This window comes from Gloeomargarita sp. SRBZ-1_bins_9, from assembly GCA_039794565.1.
Classification (GTDB): domain Bacteria; phylum Cyanobacteriota; class Cyanobacteriia; order Gloeomargaritales; family Gloeomargaritaceae; genus Gloeomargarita.
This window is the reverse complement of record JAUQVX010000005.1, coordinates 95,295-119,757: the sequence shown is the minus strand read 5'-3', so window position 1 is coordinate 119,757 and position 24,463 is coordinate 95,295. Positions and strand designations below refer to the sequence as shown.

Sequence of the window (24,463 nt, the reverse complement as noted above, 5' to 3'; positions counted from 1 at the left end):
ATGGATTTAGTGACACCGTTGCCGGTCCCGGAAAAGGTCGCCGATGTCTGGCGCACCCGGCCCCGCTCTCCCCTGGAGGCCATCTTTCGCCCCCGTACCGTAGCCGTCATCGGGGCCAGCGAACGCCCAGGGAGTGTGGGGCGCACGCTGTTGTGGAATCTCATCAGCACGCCCTTTGGGGGGACGGTGTTTCCGGTAAACCCCAAACGCGCTAGTGTCCTGGGCATCAAGGCCTACCCCAGTATCCACACCGTGCCGGACCCGGTGGATTTGGCCGTGATTGCCACGCCGGCGCCGACGGTTCCGGGGGTGGTTGCCGCATGCGCCCAGGCGGGGGTCAAGGGGGCCATTATTATTTCGGCGGGCTTTCGGGAGACGGGGGCAAAAGGGTTGGCGCTGGAGGAGCAAATCCGGGCTAATGCTGGGTCCATGCGTATCATTGGCCCCAACTGCTTAGGGGTGATGAATCCTATCACCGGTCTCAATGCCACGTTTGCCAGCGCTATGGCCCGGCCGGGGTCGGTGGGATTTATTTCCCAAAGTGGGGCGCTGTGTACCTCCATTCTGGACTGGAGTTTGCAGGAGAACATTGGCTTTAGCGCCTTTGTGTCCATCGGCACCATGCTGGATGTGGGCTGGGGGGATTTGATGGATTTCCTGGCCGATGACCCCCACACCAAAAGCATTGTTTTGTATATGGAATCCATTGGTGATGCCCGTTCGTTTTTGTCGGCGGCGCGGGAGGTGGCCCTGACCAAGCCCATCATTGTGCTCAAAGCGGGACGGACGGACGCAGCGGCCCAGGCGGCTACTTCCCACACGGGTGCGCTGGCGGGTAGCGATGAGGTGGTCAGTGCCGCATTCCGACGGTGTGGGGTCCTGCGGGTGGACCACATTTCCGACCTATTTGACATGGCGGAGGTGCTCTCGAAGCAACCCAAGCTTCCCCAGGGGAACCGGCTGGCGATTGTGACCAATGCGGGGGGGCCGGGGGTGATTGCCACTGACGCTTACCTCCACGGGGGTGGGCAACTGGCGTCGTTGGCTCCGGAAACTATCGCCCAACTGGACCAAATGCTTCCCCCCCACTGGAGCCGCGGCAATCCGGTGGACATTCTGGGGGATGCCGATGCCCAACGTTACGCCCAGGTGCTGGACGTCGTGGTGCAGGACCCCAATAGCGATGCGGTGCTGGTGATTCTTACACCCCAGGCCATGTCCCAACCTACAGAAACGGCTCACCAACTCATTGCCTGCGCCCAACGCAGTCGCAAACCCATCCTGGCCAGTTGGATGGGCGGAGAAAGTGTAGCGCCAGCCATGCAGGCTCTAAATGCCGCCGGGATTCCCACCTTCAGTTATCCCGACACCGCTGCCCAGATTTTCAACTACATGTGGCGCTACAGCCGCAATTTGCAGGCCCTGTACGAAACGCCCCACCTACCATCTGATTCGGACGAATTCACGCCTGACCGTCTGCTGGTGCAGCGGCTATGTACCCAGGCGCTCCAGGCCGGCCGCACGTTACTTACTGAATACGAAGCCAAGCAGATTTTGCAGGCCTACGGCATTCCCACGGTGCCGACGCTGGTGGCTCATACCCCACAGGAAGCGGTTGTTCTGGCGGAGCAGTTAGGCTATCCGGTGGTGCTCAAGTTGCTTTCCACCACGATTACCCACAAAAGTGATGTGGGGGGTGTGCAGTTAAATCTGCGTAATGCCGAGGCGGTGCAGACAGCCTTTGCCCACATTCACCACCAGGTCGAGGCACGGCAACCAGGGGCCTTTCAAGGGGTGACAGTGCAGCCGATGGTCACCACCCAGGGCTATGAGTTACTTGTCGGCAGCAGCGTGGATAGCCAATTTGGACCGGTGGTGGTCTTTGGCAGCGGCGGGCAACTGGTGGAGGTGTTTCAGGACCGGTCGCTAGGGTTGCCCCCCCTCAATAGCACCCTGGCTAAGCGCCTGATGGAGCGCACCCGCATTTACCAAGCCCTGCAGGGGGTCCGGGGTCGCCCCCCAGTGGACGTGGAAGCCTTGGCCCAGTTGCTGGTGCGTTTTAGCCAACTGGTCGTCGAACAGCCCCAGATTCAAGAAATGGACATCAATCCCTTGCTGGCGTCTCCAGAGGGGCTGCTAGCCTTGGATGCGCGGGTGGTGTTGCGCCGGGGAGACCCCCCCAAGCTGGCCATTCGCCCCTATCCCACCCCGTACATGAGCTGCTTTACGCTCAACAACGGGTTGCGCGTGACGATTCGCCCGATTCGCCCCGAGGACGAACCGCTGCTGGTGGAATTTCATCACATGCTGTCAGAAGAAAGTGTGTACATGCGCTATACGCATCTGCTGAAGCTCCAGCACCGCATTGCCCATGAGCGCTTGACTCGCATTTGTTTTATTGACTACGACCGAGAAATGGTGCTGGTGGCCGACTACAAAGACCCAGCAACAGGGCGACATCAGGTGATTGGCGTAGGGCGCTTCAGCCGCTACCACAACTCCGACAACGCTGAATTTGCCATGATCATTGCCGACCGCTACCAGCGCCAGGGACTCGGGACGGAATTGCTCCGGCGCCTGATCGATATTGCCCGCCAAGAGGGTGTGCGCCAACTCGAGGCTTATATGCTCCCCCACAACGTAGCCATGCGCAAAATTTGTGAGCGCTTAGGCTTTGTACCCCAACCGACCAGCAGCACCGACGAACTGGTTTATGTCCTGCCGCTAGGGTCCTAGGTGGTGCCCGGCGTCCCTGAACCATGGACACCAGAGCGAACCAGCGGGGTCTTAGTTTGGTTCGCAAGACGCCGGCGCTTTTATCCTAGCAGTCCAGGGTGGTTTCTCGCTCCCAAGGGGTGACCTGACGGCAAAACTCCTGCCATTCCTGGTGTTTCACCTTCAGGTAGGCACGCACAAAGGCTTCCCCCAGCAGGCTCGTCAGCGTTGTATCCTGCTCCAGCGCTCGCAGGGCATCCAACAAATTACCCGGTAAGGCCGGATAGCGGTCGGGGGGCAGGGGGTCGCTGTAGTTATTGTTGTCGCAACGGGGGCCGGGGTCGCGCTGTTGCTTGATGCCATCGAGTCCCGCCGCAATTACCGCTGCCGCCAGCAAATAGGGATTGGCCGCCCCATCCGCCAGCCGCAGTTCAAACCGCCCGGGGTCGGGAATGCGGATCAGGTGGGTACGGTTGTTGCCACTGTAACTAATGGTGTTGGGCGACCAGGTGGCCCCTGAACGCGTCACCGGCGCATTGATCCGCTTGTAGGAGTTCACCGTGGGATTAGTGAAAGCACACAGGGCCGGCGCATGGTGCAACACCCCCCCAATAAAGTAATAGGCCAAACGGGACAGCCCCATATCGTCCTGGGGATCGGCAAAGAGATTCACTTCGCCAGCCCTATCCCACACCGATAAATGCAGATGGCAGCCATTGCCGGTGAGATGGGCAAACGGTTTGGGCATAAAGGTCGCCCGCAGCCCATGTTTTTCCGCTATCGCCTTCACCATATACTTGAAAAAGGCCTGCCGGTCGGCGGTCACCAGGGCATCGTCATACAGCCAATTCATCTCAAATTGACCGTTGGCATCCTCGTGGTCGTTTTGATACGCGCCCCAGCCCAGCGCCTGCATGGCATCGCAAATTTCACTAATGACAGCAAACCGCCGCATGAGCGCCTGTTGGTCATAACAGGGTTTGGCCTGCCGGTCGAAGGCATCCGCCAGGGTGGTCCCATCCGCCGTCAGGAGAAAATACTCGCACTCCACCCCCGTTTTCACCCGGTAGCCTAGGGCCTGCGCCTGTTGCAGTACCCGTTTCAGCACCAACCGGGGCGTCTGGGGCAAAGGGTCCCCCGTAGCCGTCGTCAAATCCGCCGGCAGCCAAGCCACCTCCAGTTGCCAGGGCAAAGGCATCATCGCCGCCCCATCCGCCTGGGCAAACACGTCCGCATCGGCAGGGGTCATATCCAACCAGGCCGCAAAACCGGCAAACCCCGCCTGGGTCTGCATCCGGTCAATTACCGCCGCCGGCACCAACTTCGCCCGTTGTACCCCACACAAATCCGTAAACGAAATCAAAAAATAACGAATCCCCCGTTCCTGCGCCAGGGCCGATAAGGTTTGGGTCATGGTAGCAACTGTAGCTTCGTCAGAATTGAGAGCTATTAAACCGGGGGCCGGGGCCGGCAAAATGTAGTTAAAAAAACAGAAGCGTCAAGCCGCTAACCACTCCTGCACCGCCCGGCGAATAAAAGCCGCATCGGGGGGGTATTGCCAGGGGTTGCCCGCCCGGTGGCCCCAAATCGAAGGAATCAGGCGAAAGGTGGCCTGGGGAATAATCGCCGCCTCCGCCGCACAGTCTGCCGGGGGGAAGTACAAATCCGTCGTGCAGGTCATCACCAGGGTTGCAGCCCGAATGGAGCGCAGCGCCTTTTCATAATCCCCCTGATACAGCGGGTTGTCACCCACATCACAGCGCAGCCAAGTATCTAGCATCGCCAGCAAATCCCGAGGGTCCCGCCGGCGGTAATTGGCCTCCCACCCCCGCACCAGGTAATCCTCCACATCCCGATAGCCCAAAGTTTGGTACATCTTGGCCCGGTAAAACGCCTGGGACACCGCCCAACTGGCATAAATACGGGCAAAGGCACGATAGCCCCGCTCCGGCGTCCCCCGAAACGTCTGACCATCCCACACCGGGTCTGCCGTCAGGGCTGCCCGCAAGCTCAACAAAAACACCCGGTTGTGGGGGGTTGTCCGGGCCGTACCACAAAGGGCCACCAGCCGTTCTACCCGTTCCGGGTACAGCGCCCCCCAGTGATAGGCCTGTTGCGCCCCCATGGACCAGCCATATACCAACGCCAGCCGCTCGATCCCCCAAGTTTCCCACAGCAGCCGCGCCTGCAACGTCACATTGTCCCAGTGGGTCACATAGCATCCCTGTTCCGCCAGCCCGGGCAGTCCTCCATTGCTGGGCGAACTGGACAACCCATTGCCCAACATATTGGGAATCACAATGAACCAGCGCGTCGGGTCGAGAATCCCATCCGGGGCAATCAACCAGTCAATATCCGTGTGGTGAGCGCCGTAGGACGTGGGGTAGAGCACCACATTATCCCGCCTGGGCGCCAGTTCCCCGTAGGTCTGATAGACAATGTGAACCTGGGGCAGCACCACTCCACACTGTAGCGCCACCTCTTTAGCCGTCCAGACCCCCGTCATCCCCCCCACTGGGCGATGATCTCCCGATGGGCCGCCCCATAGCTCGGCGCCAGATACGCCCACTTATCCCGCAATTTCTGGTGCGCCTTAGGCAAAGCATGGAAAGGAATCGACGGGCAAAAATGGTGTTCCGCATGAAACGGCATATTCCACATCAGCAAGCGCACCGGCCACCCGGTCAACGTCGTACGAGTATTAGTCAGGGGGTTGTCATCATAGGTACAGCCTGTATGTTCCGCCAGCAGGATAAAGCGCAAAAACGGCTGTCCCACCGCCAAAGGCACCACCCAATCCATCAGAAACCAGGGCCGCCCGGCCCAGGCAGAAACCCCTATCGCCAAGCCATAGACCGCCAACTGCGCAGCTGTGGACCGGCGTACGGCTGCTTGCGCCTCCGGCGGGATGTAGGGGCACCCCTGCAAATCTCCCAGCAACACCCGAACATGCCCTTGCAGCTTGCCCCACCACCAGGGAAGGCCGCTCAATTGCCACAAATACATCCAGCCGTTAGTCGGTTTGGGTTCCGCCAGCTCTGGGTCCTTCCCAGGAATTTGGGTGTAGCGATGATGCCACTGGTGATAGCGCCGGTAAAAAGTACTGTTGTAAAACGACAACACCCCGGCCACCCAGGCCACCGCATCGTTCAGCCAGGGGGTAGCAAACGCCGTCCGGTGGACACACTCATGCACTGCGGCAAACATCGTCGCCAAAGCAAACCCATACACCGGCAAAGCCAACCATCCCCCAGCAAATCCCTGCGTCCAACCCCAGTGCCAGAGCCATCCAGTAACCCCTATTACCCCCAGATGGACCAACACCTGTCGCCACCCTTGGGCATCGGACCGTTGGTTCAAAGCCTCCAGCTCCTCCCGGGAAAAAACCTCACTCGGTTTCATCTGCAATCTGACCCTACCCATCAACCGGAGCAATGATAACAGCCACGGCACCAGGAGTTTCGTAATTTCAGCTACAAGAATGGCTCAAAGCCTGTGCAATCAATGTTCGCAACACCGCCACTGTCATTTTCTTACTAACAGCAAGCCCCATCTCTTGGGCCAAGGCAAGCAACTCGTCTTTCTTCATCCTCGCGATTGGCGGCGGCGCCGGTTCGGGGTCCAGATAGAAAACCTCCCCAAAGGCCGCAATTTCGCTTTTCTTGACCCGGCATTTTAACTTGGCAATCGGTTCAAAGGTCGTCCAGTATTTCCGCCCAGGAGCATCAGCAATCTTTTGGGTAGCAACATCTAACTGTACACCCGTCAGGCGTTTCTCCCCTATCAGATACTCAAGACCAGCGCGAATCTCATCCCAACTTGCTCGACAAAGATTCATCTTCGGCAGCTTCTCCCGAGCAAGCACCTGGGCAAGCAAAGCCGTCTCCGGTTGGTTGTCCGCCACTACACACCATACCCGCTCGAGTCCCGCAGCCTTGGCCACCTCATACGTAAAGGCATTACCTATCACCTGGTAACGGTCCTTCCCCAGGATGCTCACTACAATCGGCAACCAATTCCGGCCCCCCAGCTTACCCAGCAAGTTCGCCGCCCCACGGGTAACAAAGGCAGGCACCTCTGGGGACTCCCCTGGTTCTAGCTCATCCACATAAAGATACATCAGCTTGCCGATTATGCTCGTGTCAATCATGGCAAAAATACCTCCTGGCCAGACCGAGGTAATAGTTAAAGGCATATTGGTGACAAAAAGCAGCTGGTTTTTCCCCAAAGTCAGCACTAGCAATATAGGCAAAGCCAGGTAGACAGTGGGGTAGCTTGCCCTCTGGCAAAAGGAAGGGAGCCAAGGAACGATTTTCCGTAATCAGGTCGTTTATAAATTGGAGCGCTCTTTTGAGTTCAGCCTTTTCACCATTACGGACATTATTAAAGAAAATTGGCAAGGGCTCAGGAGTCGGCTCCAGGAGAGACATCTCCTCCCCCAGCAAACCATTTTTCTTTTGCCTGCGGACCTCCGGTATAAAGCGACCAATAGCTACCGCCGCACCCCTGATGGAATCACAACTGGAGGGCTGCACCGGCATTAAAACCACATCTGCCGCCCAAAAGACCAGCTTGTTGATCAGACGCCACCCGGGAGGTGTATCAATTAAGATGTAATCGTAATGGGTGTAAGCAAATCTCAATTGGTCCCGCAACCTATAGGCCGGCTCCTGCAGGTGCTCCAGTTCCCACATGGATGCGTCCGCAGGAATGACATCAAAGCTAACCTTGACGAGGGAAGCAGGCTTAACCCTGACTTCGTAATCTCGCCGGACAACAGCAGACGACAGGTGATTCCTTTGGCTGCTGGTCAAGGACTCAAATACAAGACCTTTGCAGGATTCGACCCCTAGGCGTTGTGTCAAATTCTGTTGATTGTAGTCGAAATCAATCAATAAAACCCTCTTACCCTTGAGGGCTAAAACGGCTCCCAAATTAATGGTTGTTGTTGTCTTCCCCACCCCGCCTTTGTTGTTGTAAATCGCCACCGTCAAGGCCCGAATAGGGTTATGGATTCTTTCCCGTAGACCACGAATAATAGAGTTGACATTGTTGGGGGTAAGTTCCAAGACCTCAGTGGCCGGAAATATGACTTTACCATGCTTTCTAAACAACTGAATGTGGTTGGCATTGGTGATGATACCCCACTGAACTGAATGACATCTACTCCCTAAAAGCTGTTCCTTTAACTGCCTAACCACTTTTTTGTAGTCGGCCGTACCCGGAACCATCTGCTTACTCCTGCTCTCCACCTCCACCAGCACAAAGGGATCCTTCTCTGTTCGTATAAAAATGTCTCCATCCCTATCTTTGCGAAGGGCAAAATCTGTCCTGCGATTGATCTGTTCATCCACAACATATTCCGGGATGATTTCTGTGGTTGAAAAACCTAGCTGTGGCAAGAGGGCAGATTGGACAAATACATTGTTGATGGAAGCCTCCCGGGCATCAGGTGGTAGAGCATTCAGGGCAGCCACTAAATCCATAAAATCCATAAATCAATTCATTTAGCCCATCGGAGCCTATTGTATTATACACCCAAATAGGCTTCCAGAACTTGGGGATTGGTTTGGATTTCCGTGGGCGTACCAACGGCTAAATTTTTCCCTTCCGCCAAGACCCACACCTGGTGACACAGGGACATAATGACATCCATGTTGTGCTCGATGATGAGAAAGGTCAAGCCGTTTTTGTGCCACTTTTGGATGTAGTCGCACATTTGGTTAATCAGGGTGGGGTTGACACCGGCAGCGGGTTCATCCAAGAGCAGGAGTTGGGGACGGGTCATCAGGGCACGGGCCATTTCCAAGAGTTTCCGTTGCCCCCCCGAAAGGGACCCGGCATAGTCATGGGCCTTGGCCGCTAACCCCACCGAATCTAAAATTTCCATGGCTTGCTGGCGCAGCTCTCGCTCTTGGTGGGCCACCCGCTGGGGCTGCAATAAAACCGGCCACAGTTGCTCTCCTAATTGGTGGGGGGCCGCTAGCAGAAGATTGTCCAGCACTGATAACCGGCTAAACACCCGCGCGACTTGAAACGTCCGCACAAGGCCCCGCCGACAAATCTCATGGGGCGGTAACCCGGTGATCTCTCGGCCCTGGAAGAAAACTTGCCCACCGTCCGGGCGTAGGGAACCCGCTAATAGGTTGAATAGGGTGGTTTTGCCGGCACCGTTGGGGCCAATCAGACCAGTGATGCTGTGGGGCGCAACGGTTAGGGAGACATCCTGGACAGCCCAGAGTCCCCCAAACCGCTTACTTAAATTAACGGCCTGCAACAGAGGCGAAGTCACGACATGGGTCCAGATGGGAAACTTCCTTAGGTTTTACCCAATTTAGGATCACCAGTGCAACTGTTAACCGGTTAAGTTCCCACCGAATACAGATGATCGAGCACATCCGCCCAGGGCAAATGTATCCAAAATGACCGTTGACTGCCCAGGGGTCGCACCCAATAACTGCTGTAACCGGGGGGATCTGCCGGCAGCCGTCCCCATTGCAGGGATACTAGCCGACAACAGGCGCCCGATAATAACTCCAAACAATGGTCTTGACCCGGAATGTAGATCACCATCCCTGGGGCCGGTAATCGCTCTATGTCGTACATGATGGGCACCTTCAGATTTTTTGGTATTCCCTAACTCTGTATTTTAGAATTTTTTTATAATTTAGAAGCTTACGATATATAAAGGCGAGGGCGACGCCGTCGGGGTTTTAGCCCTTGCTTCAGAGGCAGGGGGTAAAGAATTATTAAAAAATTCTTAAGACGGTCCGGGGCATGACCAGCGGTTGGTGGGTCTAGTGGAGAATCCCCCCAGTGTGGCGGCAGGCGGGCAATTGTCCCACAATGAAAAAGGGCAGTGACCGAGGGTGAGGGTATGAGGCAAGCCTATCCGCGTATTACGGTCTGGACGATGGTGCGCTTGGGTCTGTTCCAGGCGGGGTTGGGGATGATGTCGGTGCTGATGCTGGGAATTCTCAACCGGGTGATGATCAGCGAGTTGGCCATTCCGCCGTTGGTGGCAGCGGGGGTGATTGCCATGCACCAGTTGGTGGCGCCGGCGCGGGTGTGGTTTGGGCAGTTGTCGGATGCGCACCCGATTGCGGGGACCCATCGCACGGGGTATGTGTGGCTAGGGGCGGCGGCGTTTGCTTTTTTGGCCTGGGCGGTGGTGCAAATCACCTGGCAGGTGGCGGCTCAGATACAAGGGACGGCGGTATGGACAGGAACGACCTGGGCTTGGGTGGCCTTGCTGGGGCTGGGATTTGCCTTGTACGGGTTGGCGGTGAGCGCCAGTTCGACCCCCTTTGCGGCGCTGCTGGTGGATATTTCCGATGAGGACAATCGCTCCCAAATCGTGGGGGTGGTCTGGTCGCTGTTGATGGTGGGGATTATTGCCGGTGCGATTACGGGTAGTGGCCTGCTGCGTCAGGTGGAACTGGATGCGCCGCCGGAGGTGATCCGAGTGGGGATGAACCGGTTGTTTACGGTGGTGCCTTTGGTGGTCTTCGGGTTAGCGGTGGTGGCGACCGCTGGTGTGGAAGCCAAATTTTCTCGCTACCGGCAACGGTCACGGATCGCCGAACGGGAGGATCAGATCACCTTGGGCCGGGCGCTGCGGATTCTCACGGCTAGCCCTCAAACGGGACTGTTTTTTACCTTCCTGCTGTGTATGACCCTGGGGTTGTTTATGCAGGAGCCGGTACTGGAACCCTACGGCGGTATGGTCTTTAACATGCCGATTGCCCAGACCACGCGGTTGAATGCCTATTTTGGGGTGGGAACGCTGGCGGGGCTAGTATTGACGGGGTTTGCCATTGTGCCGCGTCTGGGGAAACGACCAACGACGGTGTTGGGGTGCGTTCTCTCGGCCCTGGCGTTTTTAGGGATTATGCTAGCGGGGTGGCTGGGGCAGGTGTGGCTGTTTACCGGGATGGTGCTGGCGTTTGGGGTGGCGTCGGGGGTAACTACCACGGGGGCGTTGACGTTGATGCTGGATTTGACGCTGGCGGAGACGGCGGGGACGTTTATCGGAGCCTGGGGGCTGGCGCAGGCGCTGGCGCGGGCCTTATCTACCCTGTGCGGCGGGGGCCTGCTGGAGTTGGGAACGCGCTGGTTTGGGGCCGCCAGCTTTTGGGCCTATGTGCCGGTGTTCGGGACTCAGGTGCTGCTGTTGGTCGTGGCGGCGACGCTGTTGCGGCTGGTGGATGTGAAGGCCTTTGCGGAACGGACCCAGGTGACGTTGCAGCAAATCCTGGCGGAGGAGTTCGAGCTGGAGTGAGCGGGCGTGACGGGCGACCAATTGCTGGCGGTACGGGGGTTGTGGGTGGCCTATCCCGAGGGGGATGGGTCCCTCAGGGATTTGCTTTTGGACTGGGGGCGGGGGGACCGGTGGGGGGTGGTGGGGGAGTCGGGGTCGGGTAAATCCACCTTGGGACGAGCGCTGGTGGGTCTGTTGCCACCTGGGAGTCGGGTGCAGGGGCATATCCGGATCGGGGGTGTGGAGGTGACCACCCTATCGGCTCAGCAGTTGCGGCGCCTGCGGGGGGAAATGGTGGGGTTTGTGTTCCAGGACCCGCTGACGCGCCTGAATCCCCTGATGACGGTGGGGGAGCATCTGCAGGAGACGTTGCAGGCGCACCGGTCGCTGAGTGCCCAGGAGGCCAAGGCCATTGGGCTGGCGATGTTGGAGGCGGTGCAGTTGCCCCGGCGCTGTTGGGGTCAGTACCCGCACCAATTGTCGGGGGGCATGCGGCAGCGGGTGGGCATGGCTTTGGCGTTGCTCCTCAAGCCCCGTTTGGTAATTGCCGATGAACCGACCACCGCCCTCGATGGGACGGTCGCCCGGGAAATTCTAGACCTGCTGGTGCGTTTGGCCCCGGGTTTGCTGCTCATTTCTCACGACCTGCACTGGGTGAGTCGCTACTGCCAGCGGGTGGTGGTGCTGCACCAGGGACATGTTGTGGAGCAGGGGTTGGTGGCCCAGGTGCTTGCTTGTCCCCAGCACCCCTATACCCAGGCACTGCGGGAGGCGGCCTTAACCCGGACCTGGCCCTTGCCCCCTTTGCCGGAGCAGCCCCCCTGTATAACATTGCGCCGGATTGTGCACGATTACCCGTTGCCCCCTCGCCATCTAGGTCAGGTCTTGGGCTGGTCACCACCGCCCCGGTTACGGGTGCTTGACGGTATTGACCTCCAGGTGCGGCCAGGGGAAACTTTGGGGCTGGTGGGGGCATCGGGGTCGGGTAAGAGTACGTGCGCCCGCATCCTGTTGCGGCTTATCCGGCCCACTCAGGGACAGGTGTACTGGCAAGACCAGGAAGTGACCGCGCTCCGGCCCCGGCAACTACGTCCCTATCGCCGTCATCTCCAACTCATCTTCCAGGACCCCCGCGCCTGTTTGAATCCCCTGCTGACTGTCGAACAGATTTTGCAGGAGCCGTTGCGCATTCACCGCCTGGCCCAGGGACGCCAAGCCCAGGCATGGATCGCTAGGGTACTGGAACAGGTGGGTCTATCCCCGGCCTTGTTATCTCGCTATCCCCGGCAACTGTCGGGTGGACAACAACAGCGGGTGGCCATTGCCCGGGCCTTGTTGGTGCAACCCCAGGTGCTGGTCTGCGATGAGGCGGTGAGCATGCTGGATGCCCAGGTGCAGGTGCAAATCCTGGAACTGCTGGCCCGCCTGCGCCAGGAATTAGGGTTAACACTGGTGTGGATTACCCATGACCTGCGGGTGGCGCGCCATTTTTGTCATACGGTGGCGGTGCTGCACCAGGGACAGATGGTGGAGTACGGGCCGGCGGCAGACGTGCTCACCCAACCCCAACACCCCTACACCCAGACCCTGCTGCACGCCAGCGGCCTGTAGATTACTTGCCGTTGGGGGGAATGCCCTCCAGGACAATCAGGCGTTCAAGGACAGCCTTGACCACCGGTGCAGTGACCGTAGCGCCAAAGGCGTTGGCGGCTTGGGGTTCGTCGGCCACAGCCAGGACCACGTATTGCGGCCGGGGCACGGGAAACAGAGCTACAAAACTGGTGATTTTGCCGCTGCGGTAGCCTCCCACCCCCGCTTTCTGGGCGGTGCCGGTCTTGCCCCCCAGGCGATAACGGGGGATGCGCGCCGGTTGACCCGTGCCCCGTTCCACCACCCGTTCCAGCATCTGCACCACCGCCGCACAGGTGGTCTGGGAAAACACCCGCACCGGTTGGGAGCGCGCCAGGGGGGTCAATTCCCGGTTCTGGGGATGCCATAGACCGGCCACCACGTGGGGGGTCACCAGCCAGCCGCCGTTGCCGATAGCCGCGTAGAGTTGGGCCAACTTCAGGGGGGTGAGGGCCAAACCCTGACCAAAGGAAGCCGTCGCCGCCTCCACTGGATAGTTGACAAATTCCTCCCGGGATTTCAGGCTAGTGGGGCTGATGAAGGGCAAATCGGTAGTCAGTTCGTCCCCCAAGCCCAACCGGCGCAGGGCCTGGTAGTAATCGGCGCGGGGCAACTGTTCCATCAGCCTCACCATAGCCACATTGCTGGATCGCTCCAGGATTTGGCTAATGGTCAAGAGACCACCCCCTTGGGCGTCAAAGTTCTGGATGGGCCAGCCCCCGACAATGATTCGTCCTTCGTCGTAAACCACCTGGTCCGGTCGCACCCGTCCGCTCTCTAGGGCAATGGCCACATTAATGGGCTTGAAGGTGGACCCCGGCTCGTACAGGTCGGTTACCGCCCAGTTTTTGAACCGTTCCAAGGGAAAACGAAAAAACTGGTTGGGGTCATAACTGGGTTCCACCACCAGCGCCCGGATGGCTCCGTCTTGGACCCGCATGACGATCACTGCACCCCGTTTGGCCTGGAAACGGGTCAGGGCCTGCTGGAGGGCTTGTTGGGCGCTGCGCTGCAACCGCACATCAATCGTCAACCGCAACTGACGTGGGTCGTCCAGGAGCCAACCGGTGGGCAAGGTGGTGCTCTGGTAATGGCCGCGCCCGTCGTGGGTCAACCAGGCCGGAAAACTGGTCTGGCGCAACAACTCCTCCTGGCTTAATTCCACCCCCGCTTGGCCCCGGCGTTCCCGGTTGACATAACCCACCACTTCCGCCGCCACCCGGCCCTGGGGATACAACCGCTGGAACCCTGCCACCAATTCCAACCCATCCAGGCGTAACTGTTCAATCTGGTTGGCCACGGCAGGCGGTAGTTCCCGCGCCAGGGGAATCCCAGTGGGTGCCCGTTGCAACTCCGGCATGAGCGCGCTCACCGGTCGGTTCAGGAGGGGGGCTAACGCCTGGGCAATCTGGTCTGCCGGTCGCTTGAACAGGCGGGGATGGGCGTAGAGTTCATACACCGGTTGGTCCAGGGCCAGCACCGTCCCCTGGGCATCCACCACCGTCCGGCGGGGCAAAGGCTGACGCACCAGGACCTTTTGTTGCTGCGCTGCCCGTTCCCGTAACCACTCCGCCTGCACCACCTGCAAATAGACCAAGCGCGCCGCCAACCCCAACACACCTAGGGTGAACCCCAGCCAGACCAAGCGCAAGCGCCAGCGTTGCCGCGCCAAATGCACCCGTACTTGACTGGGGCGCAAAGGGGTGACCGCCATGGTCAATATCCTTCGAGGGGCCAGAAGGGGGTCGGCTGCACCGGTACAGGACGGGGCGGACGGGGCGGGGCCGGCTGAATGAACACCGTTTGGCCAGGGGTTTGGGCCACCATTCCCGGCACTGGAGCTTGACTCAAATGCCGTTGTAACGCGGCTGTCGCAGCCATAAGTTCCTGACGCTGTTGACGCAATGCCAGTAGGTAGTCATATTGCCGCTGCCAGCACATTTCTGCCCCAACCGTTGCGGCGTAGAGCACCAAAGTTGCGCCACTCAAGCCTATGACCATCCCCTGAGTCAGGCGATAAACCCGTCGCAGGGACAAAGGGGCTTGGCCGGTGCGTGAGCGGGGAACAATGCTTGCGGAGTGAGGGCGAATGGGGACGTCGGGGGGGGCCGAAGGTGCAGGTAAAGCCATGATTCACTCCTAGTTATTCAAGTTATTCAATCAGTAGTGGGCATTGCCGTCAGCTCAAAGACCGCTGCCACCGGACGGGAAGTTCCCCGGTTCCAGTGTAAGCGATGGCTTCCCTGGATGAAAAGTTAGCCGTCCCCATCCCGGCCAATTCCAGACAACCAACGTTGCCCCTGGGACTTTTCTTCAGGCGTAACCACCGCCAACGGCATCCTCAGACAAGGGTTGGTGCTTCCTCCGGCTTAACAGGGTTAGGTCAGCCACTCGTTCAGAGAATCTGGCCCCCTGGGGCGATGTGGCATACACCTGGACTGGCCAGGGCCAAAAGCGCACCCAGGCCCGCCCCCGCACCAGCCGCTGGTCCAAAAACCCCCACACATGGGAATCGTTGCTGGCGTTGCGATTGTCCCCCAAGACAAACAGATACCCCTCCGGCACCACTGCTGGTCCCCAGGTATAGTTCGGGGGTTGGGCCACATAGGGTTCTTCCAGGGGTTCGCCGTTGACCCAGACCCGCCCTTGGCGAATTTCCACCGTTTCCCCCGGCAGGGCCACCACCCGCTTGATGAGTACATCCTCCGGGCGATACCCCTGGAGTAACAGAGCCGGTGGCGGCGAAAACACCACAATATCTCCCCGCTGCCAGTGGCGCCAGTGATGGGAGATTTTTTCCACCACCAGCCGGTCCCCCAACTGCAACGTCGGCAGCATGGAGCCAGAGGGGATATAGCGGGGTTCGGCCACCCCCCAGCGCAACAGCAGCGCCAAGGCCACCGCCACCAGCAAGGTGGGCAACATTTGCGCCAGCCACCCTCGCCAACGCGTCCCCTTCATCGCGATGCCAACCGTTGCCGTGCCTGCTCCACCAATTCCACCAGACAGTGATGAGCTGCCTTCGGACCACTCAAGGGGGTGGGAAATTCAATGCGAATCGCCGTAGACGTCTCCCCCTGCCACACCCGCAAATCCATCCCCGTACAGTCAATGGCCTCCATCGTCGCCGCCGTCGCTTCTAGGATGCCGGCTAGCCCCCGGGCATACAGCAGCACTGCATCGGCATGGTCTTGGTTCATGTGGCGGCAGATACGCACGCTAGCTTCCAGCGGAAAATCTGAGGCTGGCTGAGGGGCCTCATTCGTGGGATCATTCATGGGAATTCCTATCGGTTGTGGACACTGCTAAAGCCCATCGTACTGCAAGTGCCATCCCGCGTCCACAGTTTCGCCACCAATTGGGTGTGCAACCGATGCCCGGCTTTATAGGCCAGGTAATGGCCGCACGGGAGCGTCCCCAGCAGGGCCAAGTCCCCCAAAAAATCCAGCAGCTTGTGCCGCGCCGGTTCATCGGGAAATCGCAGGGGGGGATTCAACCAGCCCCGCTCCCGGTCGCACACCAGGGCATTGGCCAAACTCCCACCCCGGATTAAACCCTGGTCTTGCCAATGGGCGACCTGGTCCGCCAGGCCAAAGGTCCGCGCCGGGGCAATCGCCGTAGCAAAGGGTTCTTGACTGGGCACCCACGTCACCCACTGCCGGCCAATGGCGGGGTAATCCGGGAAATCGATCCCATAGCTCACCAACAATTGGTCCGACGGCAAAGCCGCCACCAGCCGGTCACCCTCGCTGATGACCACCGGTTCCTGGATTGTTCCCCGGACCGTCGGTGCGCCCCGCCCCCACCCCTGCACCTGCTCCACCCAGGGCTGCGCCGAACCATCCAGCAGGGGAATCTCCTCCCCCGTCACGTGAATGGCCACATCGTCAATCCCCAGCCCCAGCAGCGCCGCCAACAAATGCTCCACCGTGTGCACCCGGTCTGCCCCCCACGCCAGGGTAGTACACAAGGCACTGGGTTGCACCGCCTGGATGTGGGCCGGAATCGGGCGTCCTTCCCGGTAAAACACCCGTCCGGTCCCCGGCGCCGCCAATTCCAACGTCACCACGCTGTGTTGGCCCGTGTGCAACCCCACGCCCGCCAGGGTTACCCCCATCAGAAGCGCTCTCCCACCCCAAAGGTGATCTGATTGCCGCCCCGGTCGTTCCAGCCAAAGTCAATGCGCAAATTGCCCAAAAACGGCGCCGCCAAGCGCACCCCAATCCCGTAGCCCCATCCCTGGCCCGGTTTCCCCCGAATGCCACCCGGATTGCCCGGCACATCATCTTGGCTACCTAAGGTGCTGCCGTAGTCCACAAACAGCGCCCCCCGCACGATGTTGAAGATGGGGAAACGATACTCCGCCGTGGCCTGGAAGAAACTACGACCGGTACCCAGCTCCCCTTCCCCCCAGCCCCGCACCGAGTCCGTTCCCCCCAGGCTAAAGGCCTCATAGGGAGCCATGCGTCCCAGGATGGTCCCCCCCTGCACATTAAACGCCAGTACCTCCGGTTTGTCCCGCTGGAACTGCAACAGCTTCACGGGGATGTAGTGGCTGTAGCTGGCCCGCAGACGACTTTGGGAAATGGCCGCCGCCCCCACCGGCAGTGCCTGACTATAGCCCAAGCGCAACACCCACCCCCGCGTCGGGTCCAGGGGATTGTCCCGCTCGTCCTTGGTCGCCCCCAGGTTCACCTGCAGCAGGTCGTCAATCCCCGAACGGCTGACCGACAGGCGGTTGCCCAGTTCATCCACCGGCGACACCCGGTTATCCCCGTCCAGAATAGAAACCCGCTGGTAGCTGATCCCCACCGTGCCCCGCCAGTTCCCCGGAAACGGACGGCTGAAATCAATAATCGTCCCCAATCGGTTGACCCGGGGCGTATCCCCGTTGGGCAAATCCACCGGCGTTTCCCCACCGCTGAAGATATAGGAAAACGACCGCCGGTTAAACACACTAGCGGATAGGGAAAGTCGGCCGGGGTCAAAGGCCAGCCAGGGGTCCCGGAAGTTGACATCAAACAAAATATCCCGCTCGCCCCCCTGGATATTCACATTCAGGGTTTGCAGTCGCCCTCCCAAATTACGCTCGGAATACCCCAGGGACCCGAAAAAGCCCGTCGCCGTGCTATACCCTGCCCCAAAATTAATCGAACCCGTGCGCGCCTCCACCACCGTCAACACCACCACGGCCTTGCGGGGGTCTTCCGCCGGTTCCAGGTTCAGGCGCACATCCTCAAAAACCCCCAACCCAAACAGAGTTTGCAAATCCCGCTGGGCCGCCTTTTCGTTGAATACATCCCCCGGTTTCTGCTGCAACTCCCGCAGGATGACATAGGGTCGCGTTTTCCCCCGCACCTCCTCGTCCTTGGCGTTGAGGTAGCGGATGCGAATGTCGGCAATCACCCCCTCGGCCACCTCTAGGGTCACCACCCCCTGTTCATCCACCTTGGGCGTGCCGATAACCTGCCCCAGCGGGTAGCCATTTTTCTTGTACCATTCGTTGAGGCGCTGGATGCCCTGCTGCAAACTGCGGAAATTTAACACTTCGCCGTACAGGGGCGTAAAAATTTCATCCGCCACCTGCTGGGGCAAGACCTTGGTGCCTACCAAATTGACCTGCTTCAATACCGGGTTGGGCTGCACCACAAAGCGAATCCGTACCCCCAGGGGCGTGTCCTCCGGAATTGCCTCCACATTCTGGAACCAACCGGTGGCAAAGATGGCGTCAATATCCCGTTGCAACTGGGTGCGGGTCGTGGTGAACCCCGGACGGGTGCGAATGGCGCCAAAAACTGCATCTAGCAGTGCTCCCTCTGCCCCCTCTACCAGCACTTCCGCCACCAACACCCGGGGTTCCGGCTCTGGGGACTGTTCCACCTGGGCCATGGGGGAGGCTGGAGGGGTAACCGTCTGGGCATGGGCCGGCCAGGCCATCCAAGCGGCGAAGACGCTTGCAAAACCCGCTGTGAGTACGTAGGAGCGCATATCACACCACACCATTAGGAGCACTTGGGCGCTTGCTGCAAGACCCGTTCCAGGACCAGTTGGTAGGCTGCCTCCACCTCCCCCAGGTCATAGCGAAAGCGGTCTTTGTCCACCACTCGCCGCTGTGGGTCGGTTTCCCCGGCCAACCAGAACCGACAGGTATCGGGGCTGATCTCATCCGCCAACAGGATGTTCCCGTCCCCGTCCTGACCAAACTCCAGTTTGCAGTCTATCAGCAAGAGGCCACATTCCGCAAAAAGGGGACGCAGGTGGGCATTGATCTGTTCCGCCAACCGGGTCAGGGCCTGCACCTGCTCCGGGGTGGCCAACTGGAGCAACCGCAAGCGGTCCGGGGTCAGCAGGGGGTCGCTCAAGGCATCATTTTTGTAATAAAACTCCACCAGGGGGGGGTGTAATTCCATTCCCAGGGGTAAACCCGTTTCCCGGCACAGACGACCGGCGGCCCGGTTGCGCACCACCACCTCCAGGGGAAACATCTGCAGGGCTTTGACTTCCATCACCGCTGGCGCCACCTGGGCCAGAAAGTGGGTGGGAATTCCTCGCCGCTCTAGGTACTGAAACAGATGGCTGCTGATGGTGCAGTTGATCGCTCCCTTGCTGCGAATCTGGCCTTTTTTTTGGGCATCGAAGGCCGTAACGTCGTCCTTGAAGTGCAGCTGCAGCACGCCGGGGTGTTCGGTGGGAATGACAATTTTGGCTTTGCCTTCGTAGTGGGTCACCGTCGGGTCTCCCGCTTTTTTTTCCAGTTTACGCGGCCTGCCTACAATAGAACTCCGGTGAGGCAAGCAACCCCAGGATGACGGAACGACGGTGGCAACGGCTCCTACAGGTGCTCCAGCGACGACAACCGGATTTGACGGTGCTGGCGGAGGCGGTCCACAAACCCCACAACTTGAGCGCCATCCTGCGCAGTTGCGATGCGGTGGGTATCGGTCAGGTGCATGCGGTCAATCCCACCGGCGGCGTTCCCACCTACAACGAAACCAGCGCCAGCGCCGAAAAATGGGTAAACCTGGTGGTGCATCCGACCCTAGAGCAAGCCATCGCCTATTTGCGGAGCCAGGGGATGCAGGTACTAGCGGCCCATTTATCCCCAACGGCGGTGGATTACCGGCAGGTGGACTACACCCAACCCACAGCCATCGTGGTGGGCAACGAAAAATCCGGCGTGAGCGAGACAACCGCCGCCCTGGCCGACCGACACATCGTGATTCCCATGCTGGGGATGGTGCAGTCGTTGAATGTGTCCGTGGCAACGGCGGTGATCCTATTTGAGGCCCAGCGCCAACGTCTCCAGGCGGGGTTGTACGACCGTCCCCGTTTGACGCCGGAACAAATGGCCCAACAAATCCTGGCTTGGCTGGACCCGGAAACCGCAGCCCGGTATTGCCAGCAGAACCGACCTGCGCCTGACCTAGAGACCTTGCGGGCGTGGATGGTCACGGCGTCGTAGAATGCAAGACATGGAAACCTTGCCCCCTGACCTGGAGCGCACGGGCCTGACGCCCCAGGAGTATCGCCTGGTGTGTGAAAAATTGGGCCGTCCCCCCAATCGCCTGGAACTGGGCATGTTTGGGGTGATGTGGTCGGAGCACTGCTGCTATAAGAACTCCAAACCGTTGTTGCGCCAGTTGCCCACCCAGGGGCCGCAGGTGGTGGTGGGGCCAGGGGAGAATGCCGGCGTGGTGGACCTGGGGGGGGTGTACCTGGCCTTTAAGGTGGAATCCCACAACCATCCGTCGGCGGTTGAGCCGTTCCAGGGGGCGGCAACGGGGGTGGGGGGCATCCTGCGGGATATCTTTACCCTGGGGGCGCGACCGGTGGCCCTGCTCAATTCCCTGCGGTTTGGTCCCCTAGAAGATAGCCGCAGTCGCCTGTTGCTGACAGGGGTGGTAGCGGGCATCGCCCACTATGGCAATTGCGTGGGGGTGCCGACGGTGGGGGGCGAGGTCTATTTCGACCCGGTCTATCGGGACAATCCCCTGGTGAATGTGATGGCCCTGGGCCTTTTGACTCAACCCCGGGTCATGCCGTCGGCGGCGCAGGGCGTGGGCAATCCGGTGGTGTATGTGGGAGCCACAACGGGGCGGGATGGCATCGGCGGGGCTAGCTTTGCCAGTGCTGAGCTGGGGGAAGATACCCAGGCCCAACGCCCGGCGGTGCAGGTGGGGGACCCCTTTTTGGAAAAGTGCTTGATTGAAGCCTGTCTGGAGGCGTTGGCAACGGGGGCGGTGGTGGCTTGCCAGGATATGGGGGCGGCAGGGTTGACCTGTGCCACGGCGGAAATGGCCGCCAAGGGGGGAGTCGGGATTCGCTTGAACCTGGACGCCGTGCCGGTGCGGGAAACGGGGATGCAGCCTCTGGAGCTGATGCTGTCGGAGTCCCAAGAGCGCATGCTGCTGGTGGTGGCCCGGGGCCGTGAGGCGGAGGTGCTCCCTATCTTCCGGCGCTGGGGTCTGGCGGCCGTGGTGGTGGGGGAGGTGATTCCTGAACCGGAGGTGCAGGTGGTGTATCAAGGAAAGCCGGTGGCCCAGATTCCGGCAGCCGCTTTGGCGACGGACACCCCTGTTTATCAGCGGGAGATCTTGCCGGAGCCACCGCCTGACCTCCAGCGTCATTGGGCCTGGAGAGGGGAAACCCTACCGCCAGCGACGCCTCAGGGGGTAGGAGGGCGCTCCTGGAATGAACTCCTGCTGACGCTACTCGACCAACCCAACCTAGCCAGCAAGCGCTGGATTTATCGCCAGTACGACCACCAGGTGCAAAACAATACGGTGGTGCTGCCGGGGATGGCGGATGCGGCGGTGCTGCGGGTGCAGGGGGTGTTGGGAGTAGCGGCAACGATGGACGGCAACGGGCGGTGGGTGTGGCTTGACCCGGAACGGGGGGCCATGGCCATCGTGGCGGAGGCGGCGCGCAATCTGTCCTGCGTGGGGGCCGAACCCTTGGCCGTGACGGATAACTTGAATTTCGGGTCGCCGGAGAAACCGGAGATTTATTGGCAGTTGGCCATGGCCTGCCGGGGATTGGCCCAGGCCTGTCGGGAATTGGGCACGCCGGTGACGGGGGGCAATGTGTCCCTGTACAACGAGACCCAGGGGCAAGCTATTTACCCAACGCCGGTGGTAGGCATGGTGGGACGGGTGGCCGATATTCGCCGGCGCTGTACGATGCAGTGGATTGCCAGCCACCGGTTATATCTGCTGGGGGTGCCCTGGGGCCAACCAGCCGGTGGGCTAGGGGGTTCGGAGTACCTGGCGGCCATTCATGGCTTGGTGACCGGGCGCCCGCCGGCAGTGGATTTGGCACGGGAAAAACGGGTACAGGCAGCCTGTCGCTACGGCATTGCCCAGGGGTGGGTTACGGCAGCCCACGATGTCAGCGATGGGGGCGTAGTCGTGGCCCTGGCGGAAATGGCCATTGCCGGTGATCAGGGCGTGGTGCTCCAGGGGGAACCGCCGGTGGGTTGCCGCTGGGATGAATGGCTCTTTGGCGAAGGGGGCAGCCGGATTTGGGTGACGGTGGCGCCGGAATTTCAGGCTGCTTGGGAAGCCTATTTGACTCAACATTTACCCGGCGCATGGGGCTATTGGGGGGTTATCGGCGGACCATCCCTGGTGATTCGCACCCCTGAGCACACCCTCATTGACCTGCCGGTGGCCGTTCTGCGCCAGACCTGGGAAGCAGCATTACCCCGACGTTTGGCCACGCCCCTGTCTCCCCCTCAACGGGTGGCTAGCTGATAAGGCTGTCCCAACTGCTGCAACTGCCGCACCAACAAGCTCAAAAACAGCCCCACATCGGTCACCACCCCCACCGATTCCAGGGACCCCCGGTCAGCCAATTTGGTCACCACCGCCGGGTTGATGTCCACACAGATCAACTTCACCCCCGCCGGCGTCATGTTGCCCACCCCAATCGAATGGAGCATAGTCGCCAGCATCAGGATCAAGTCCGCCCCCTCGAGCAACTGGGCATATTCCGCTTGAGCTTGCAGCAAATCCATGCGCGTTTCCGGCAGCGGCCCGTCGTCACGGATGGAACCGGCCAGGGAAAAGGGCACCCCCCGGCGAATGCACTCGTAAAAAATGCCCGACCGGATCACCCCCGCCTCCACCGCCGCCCGGATACTGCCATAGCGCCGGATGAGATTGATGGTTTTCAGGTGATGCCGGTGCCCGCCCTTGACGACGCGCCCCCGGGCCAGGTCCACCCCCAGGGATGTGCCGTATAGACTTTGCTCCAGGTCATGGACGGCAATGGCGTTACCCCCCAGCAGCACCTGCACATAGCCCTCGCGAATCAGGGTAGCCAGGTGGGGACCGCCCCCGGTGTGGATCGTCACCGGCCCTGCCACCACCACCGTTTTGCCGCCCCGTTCCCGAATACGCCGCAGCTCCCAGGCAATTTCCTCCACCACCAGTTCCACCCGCCGCTCGCTGGATACCCCCGATTCCATAAACCCAAACTCCTGGCTGCGCTCCTGGGTGGGTCTATGCAGGGTGCGAATCCCGTCCACGCCACACACCACCAGGTCCCCCACCTGCAAATCCCGCAGCAAACGACAGGTGGCCGTATCCCCCTCCACCACGATCACCGCATCCATCCGTTGCTTTTGCACCCGGATCCAGCGGTTTTGGTGATAAATCTCGGTGGGATAGATCGTAGTGACGTAAAACTCCTCCGGCGCCACCCCGGGTTGGGTCACGGGTTCCAGGCGCACCGGTGTTTCCGTGCTATCGGCCAGCCGCGCCCCCAGGTCAATTAAGTTATTCAAAATATCGTCCAAGACCGCCTCTGTCGGCGCCGACACCCACAGGTGAATCTCCGAAGGATCAGGCCGATGGGCCCCCAAGTGCAGCCGCTCGATTTGAAAACTGCCACCCCCATCGGTAATCCGGTCCAGGGCCTCTGTCAACAAATTGCTGTCCACCAGGTGCCCTTGCAGGGAAACCAAGCGCCGGGCGACCTCCGCCACCGCCGGGACAGGGGCGACCGCTTCATCCAAACGCAGGGTCAGACACTTGGCCGCCCCCCCCGCCTTGATAAATTCGCTCAAATCGGTGGTGATAACCCTAAAGCCCAACCGGTGCAGCCGCTCCTGCAAGGCAGCACTCATGGTGTTTGCGATCACCACGCGGTTGATTTCCACCGCATTGCAGGCAAAGCGAATCGCATCCGCCTCACCCACAGGAATCCGTTTCTCCGGGGGGACCCGCCGCTCGATCAAATGATTAGAGTAGGTGTCAAACGCCGGGGGATAGTACAACAAATAGCCATCGCTCAGGGGGCAAAAGCAGGTGTCCAGATGATAAAAACGCTTGTCAATCAAACGCAGCGATAGGACCTCCAAAGACAACCACTTGGCCAAATAGGGATGGGCCTCCAACATGGTGCGAAAGCCATAGCCACACCACAGCCAACCGGCGCCCCGGTCCAACAGAGCATCTCCGGCCCCCTCAAAGGCAATTCCCTCCGGCAACTCCCGCACCTGATACCCCTGGGCGGCAAACCAATCCCGAAAGTAGGGCTGCTCCCCTTGGCGCTCGGGATAGTAGAAACGACTCAACACCACCTGCCGGTTGACCACCAACCCGGCATTGGCCGTGAACACCATATCCGGCCAACCGGGCGCCGGTGTGATCAAGGCCACATCTGCGTATTGCTGCACCAGCTGGTACAACCGCTGCCATTGCTCTAACGCCTGGGGCTGGGACGAGCGGTGGACATTGCCCTCCATCCAGGGGTTGATCACGTAATTCACCTGGTAATGGTCAGGCGGACACATCAAATAACGCAGACGGCTCATCGGAGAGCGTACCTCAGGATGCTACCGGGTCATCATGGACA

The 24,463-nt window shown here is 60.2% G+C and carries 20 protein-coding genes; 5 read left to right on the top strand and 15 right to left on the bottom strand.

What is annotated here, in order from left to right; genetic code table 11:
* A complete protein-coding gene (locus Q6L55_06745; protein ID MEN9258406.1) occupies window positions 1-2,736 on the top strand; it encodes a bifunctional acetate--CoA ligase family protein/GNAT family N-acetyltransferase in 2,736 nt (911 codons plus the stop codon).
* An 85-nt stretch (window positions 2,737-2,821) separates the two neighbouring features.
* Here Q6L55_06745 and glnT read toward each other — a convergent pair whose 3' ends face one another.
* The 7 genes from glnT to Q6L55_06710 form a co-directional block, all read right to left on the bottom strand.
* Window positions 2,822-4,129, bottom strand: coding sequence for a type III glutamate--ammonia ligase (gene glnT, locus Q6L55_06740; protein ID MEN9258405.1), 1,308 nt, complete (start codon window positions 4,127-4,129; stop codon window positions 2,822-2,824).
* An 84-nt stretch (window positions 4,130-4,213) separates the two neighbouring features.
* A complete protein-coding gene (locus Q6L55_06735) occupies window positions 4,214-5,221 on the bottom strand; it encodes an alpha/beta fold hydrolase (protein MEN9258404.1) in 1,008 nt (335 codons plus the stop codon).
* Entirely contained in the window at window positions 5,218-6,117 is a 900-nt protein-coding gene (locus tag Q6L55_06730; protein ID MEN9258403.1) for a fatty acid desaturase family protein, read from the bottom strand. The genes Q6L55_06735 and Q6L55_06730 overlap by 4 nt, the downstream gene beginning before the upstream one ends.
* A 67-nt stretch (window positions 6,118-6,184) precedes the next feature.
* Window positions 6,185-6,865: a hypothetical protein gene (locus Q6L55_06725; protein ID MEN9258402.1), complete on the bottom strand. Its 681-nt coding sequence runs from the start codon at window positions 6,863-6,865 to the stop codon at window positions 6,185-6,187.
* Entirely contained in the window at window positions 6,858-8,210 is a 1,353-nt protein-coding gene (locus Q6L55_06720) for an AAA family ATPase (GenBank protein MEN9258401.1), read from the bottom strand. The genes Q6L55_06725 and Q6L55_06720 overlap by 8 nt, the downstream gene beginning before the upstream one ends.
* 35 nt (window positions 8,211-8,245) lie before the next feature.
* Window positions 8,246-9,007 carry an ABC transporter ATP-binding protein gene (locus tag Q6L55_06715; GenBank protein ID MEN9258400.1) on the bottom strand — a complete coding sequence of 254 codons (762 nt, stop codon included), beginning with the start codon at window positions 9,005-9,007 and terminating at the stop codon, window positions 8,246-8,248.
* A gap of 71 nt (window positions 9,008-9,078) precedes the next feature.
* Window positions 9,079-9,330: a hypothetical protein gene (locus Q6L55_06710; protein ID MEN9258399.1), complete on the bottom strand. Its 252-nt coding sequence runs from the start codon at window positions 9,328-9,330 to the stop codon at window positions 9,079-9,081.
* 262 nt (window positions 9,331-9,592) lie between these two features.
* Here Q6L55_06710 and Q6L55_06705 point away from each other — a divergent pair, with 262 nt between their 5' ends.
* Both Q6L55_06705 and Q6L55_06700 read left to right on the top strand, forming a co-directional pair.
* On the top strand, window positions 9,593-10,996 hold the full coding sequence (locus Q6L55_06705) for a BCD family MFS transporter (GenBank protein ID MEN9258398.1): 1,404 nt from the start codon (window positions 9,593-9,595) through the stop codon (window positions 10,994-10,996).
* A 6-nt stretch (window positions 10,997-11,002) separates the two neighbouring features.
* Window positions 11,003-12,586: an ABC transporter ATP-binding protein gene (locus Q6L55_06700; GenBank protein MEN9258397.1), complete on the top strand. Its 1,584-nt coding sequence runs from the start codon at window positions 11,003-11,005 to the stop codon at window positions 12,584-12,586.
* A gap of 1 nt (window position 12,587) precedes the next feature.
* Here the strand turns inward: Q6L55_06700 and Q6L55_06695 are convergent, their stop codons facing one another.
* The 7 genes from Q6L55_06695 to Q6L55_06665 form a co-directional block, all read right to left on the bottom strand.
* Complete coding sequence (locus tag Q6L55_06695) at window positions 12,588-14,318, bottom strand: penicillin-binding protein 2 (GenBank protein ID MEN9258396.1); 1,731 nt, start codon at window positions 14,316-14,318, stop codon at window positions 12,588-12,590.
* A gap of 2 nt (window positions 14,319-14,320) precedes the next feature.
* Window positions 14,321-14,641, bottom strand: coding sequence for a hypothetical protein (locus Q6L55_06690; GenBank protein MEN9258395.1), 321 nt, complete (start codon window positions 14,639-14,641; stop codon window positions 14,321-14,323).
* A gap of 276 nt (window positions 14,642-14,917) precedes the next feature.
* Window positions 14,918-15,565 carry a signal peptidase I gene (lepB, locus tag Q6L55_06685; GenBank protein ID MEN9258394.1) on the bottom strand — a complete coding sequence of 216 codons (648 nt, stop codon included), beginning with the start codon at window positions 15,563-15,565 and terminating at the stop codon, window positions 14,918-14,920.
* Window positions 15,562-15,882 carry a DUF2470 domain-containing protein gene (locus tag Q6L55_06680; GenBank protein ID MEN9258393.1) on the bottom strand — a complete coding sequence of 107 codons (321 nt, stop codon included), beginning with the start codon at window positions 15,880-15,882 and terminating at the stop codon, window positions 15,562-15,564. The genes lepB and Q6L55_06680 overlap by 4 nt, the downstream gene beginning before the upstream one ends.
* 8 nt (window positions 15,883-15,890) lie before the next feature.
* Window positions 15,891-16,721, bottom strand: a complete 831-nt coding sequence (gene lpxC, locus Q6L55_06675) for a UDP-3-O-acyl-N-acetylglucosamine deacetylase (protein MEN9258392.1) — start codon at window positions 16,719-16,721, stop codon at window positions 15,891-15,893.
* Window positions 16,721-18,592: a BamA/TamA family outer membrane protein gene (locus Q6L55_06670; GenBank protein ID MEN9258391.1), complete on the bottom strand. Its 1,872-nt coding sequence runs from the start codon at window positions 18,590-18,592 to the stop codon at window positions 16,721-16,723. Before Q6L55_06670 ends, lpxC begins: the two co-directional genes overlap by 1 nt.
* Window positions 18,593-18,606: 14 nt before the next feature.
* Window positions 18,607-19,332 carry a phosphoribosylaminoimidazolesuccinocarboxamide synthase gene (locus Q6L55_06665; protein ID MEN9258390.1) on the bottom strand — a complete coding sequence of 242 codons (726 nt, stop codon included), beginning with the start codon at window positions 19,330-19,332 and terminating at the stop codon, window positions 18,607-18,609.
* Between the two features lie 77 nt (window positions 19,333-19,409).
* On the opposite strand from Q6L55_06665, the gene trmH reads away from it, so the two are divergent.
* Together trmH and purL are read left to right on the top strand one after the other, a co-directional pair.
* On the top strand, window positions 19,410-20,066 hold the full coding sequence (gene trmH, locus Q6L55_06660; protein ID MEN9258389.1) for a tRNA (guanosine(18)-2'-O)-methyltransferase TrmH: 657 nt from the start codon (window positions 19,410-19,412) through the stop codon (window positions 20,064-20,066).
* Window positions 20,067-20,076: 10 nt separating this feature from the next.
* Entirely contained in the window at window positions 20,077-22,356 is a 2,280-nt protein-coding gene (purL, locus tag Q6L55_06655; protein ID MEN9258388.1) for a phosphoribosylformylglycinamidine synthase subunit PurL, read from the top strand.
* Here the strand turns inward: purL and Q6L55_06650 are convergent.
* Window positions 22,338-24,422 carry a TIGR00300 family protein gene (locus Q6L55_06650; GenBank protein ID MEN9258387.1) on the bottom strand — a complete coding sequence of 695 codons (2,085 nt, stop codon included), beginning with the start codon at window positions 24,420-24,422 and terminating at the stop codon, window positions 22,338-22,340. The two genes, purL and Q6L55_06650, sit on opposite strands and share 19 nt — an antisense overlap.
* Window positions 24,423-24,463: the final 41 nt, after the last annotated feature.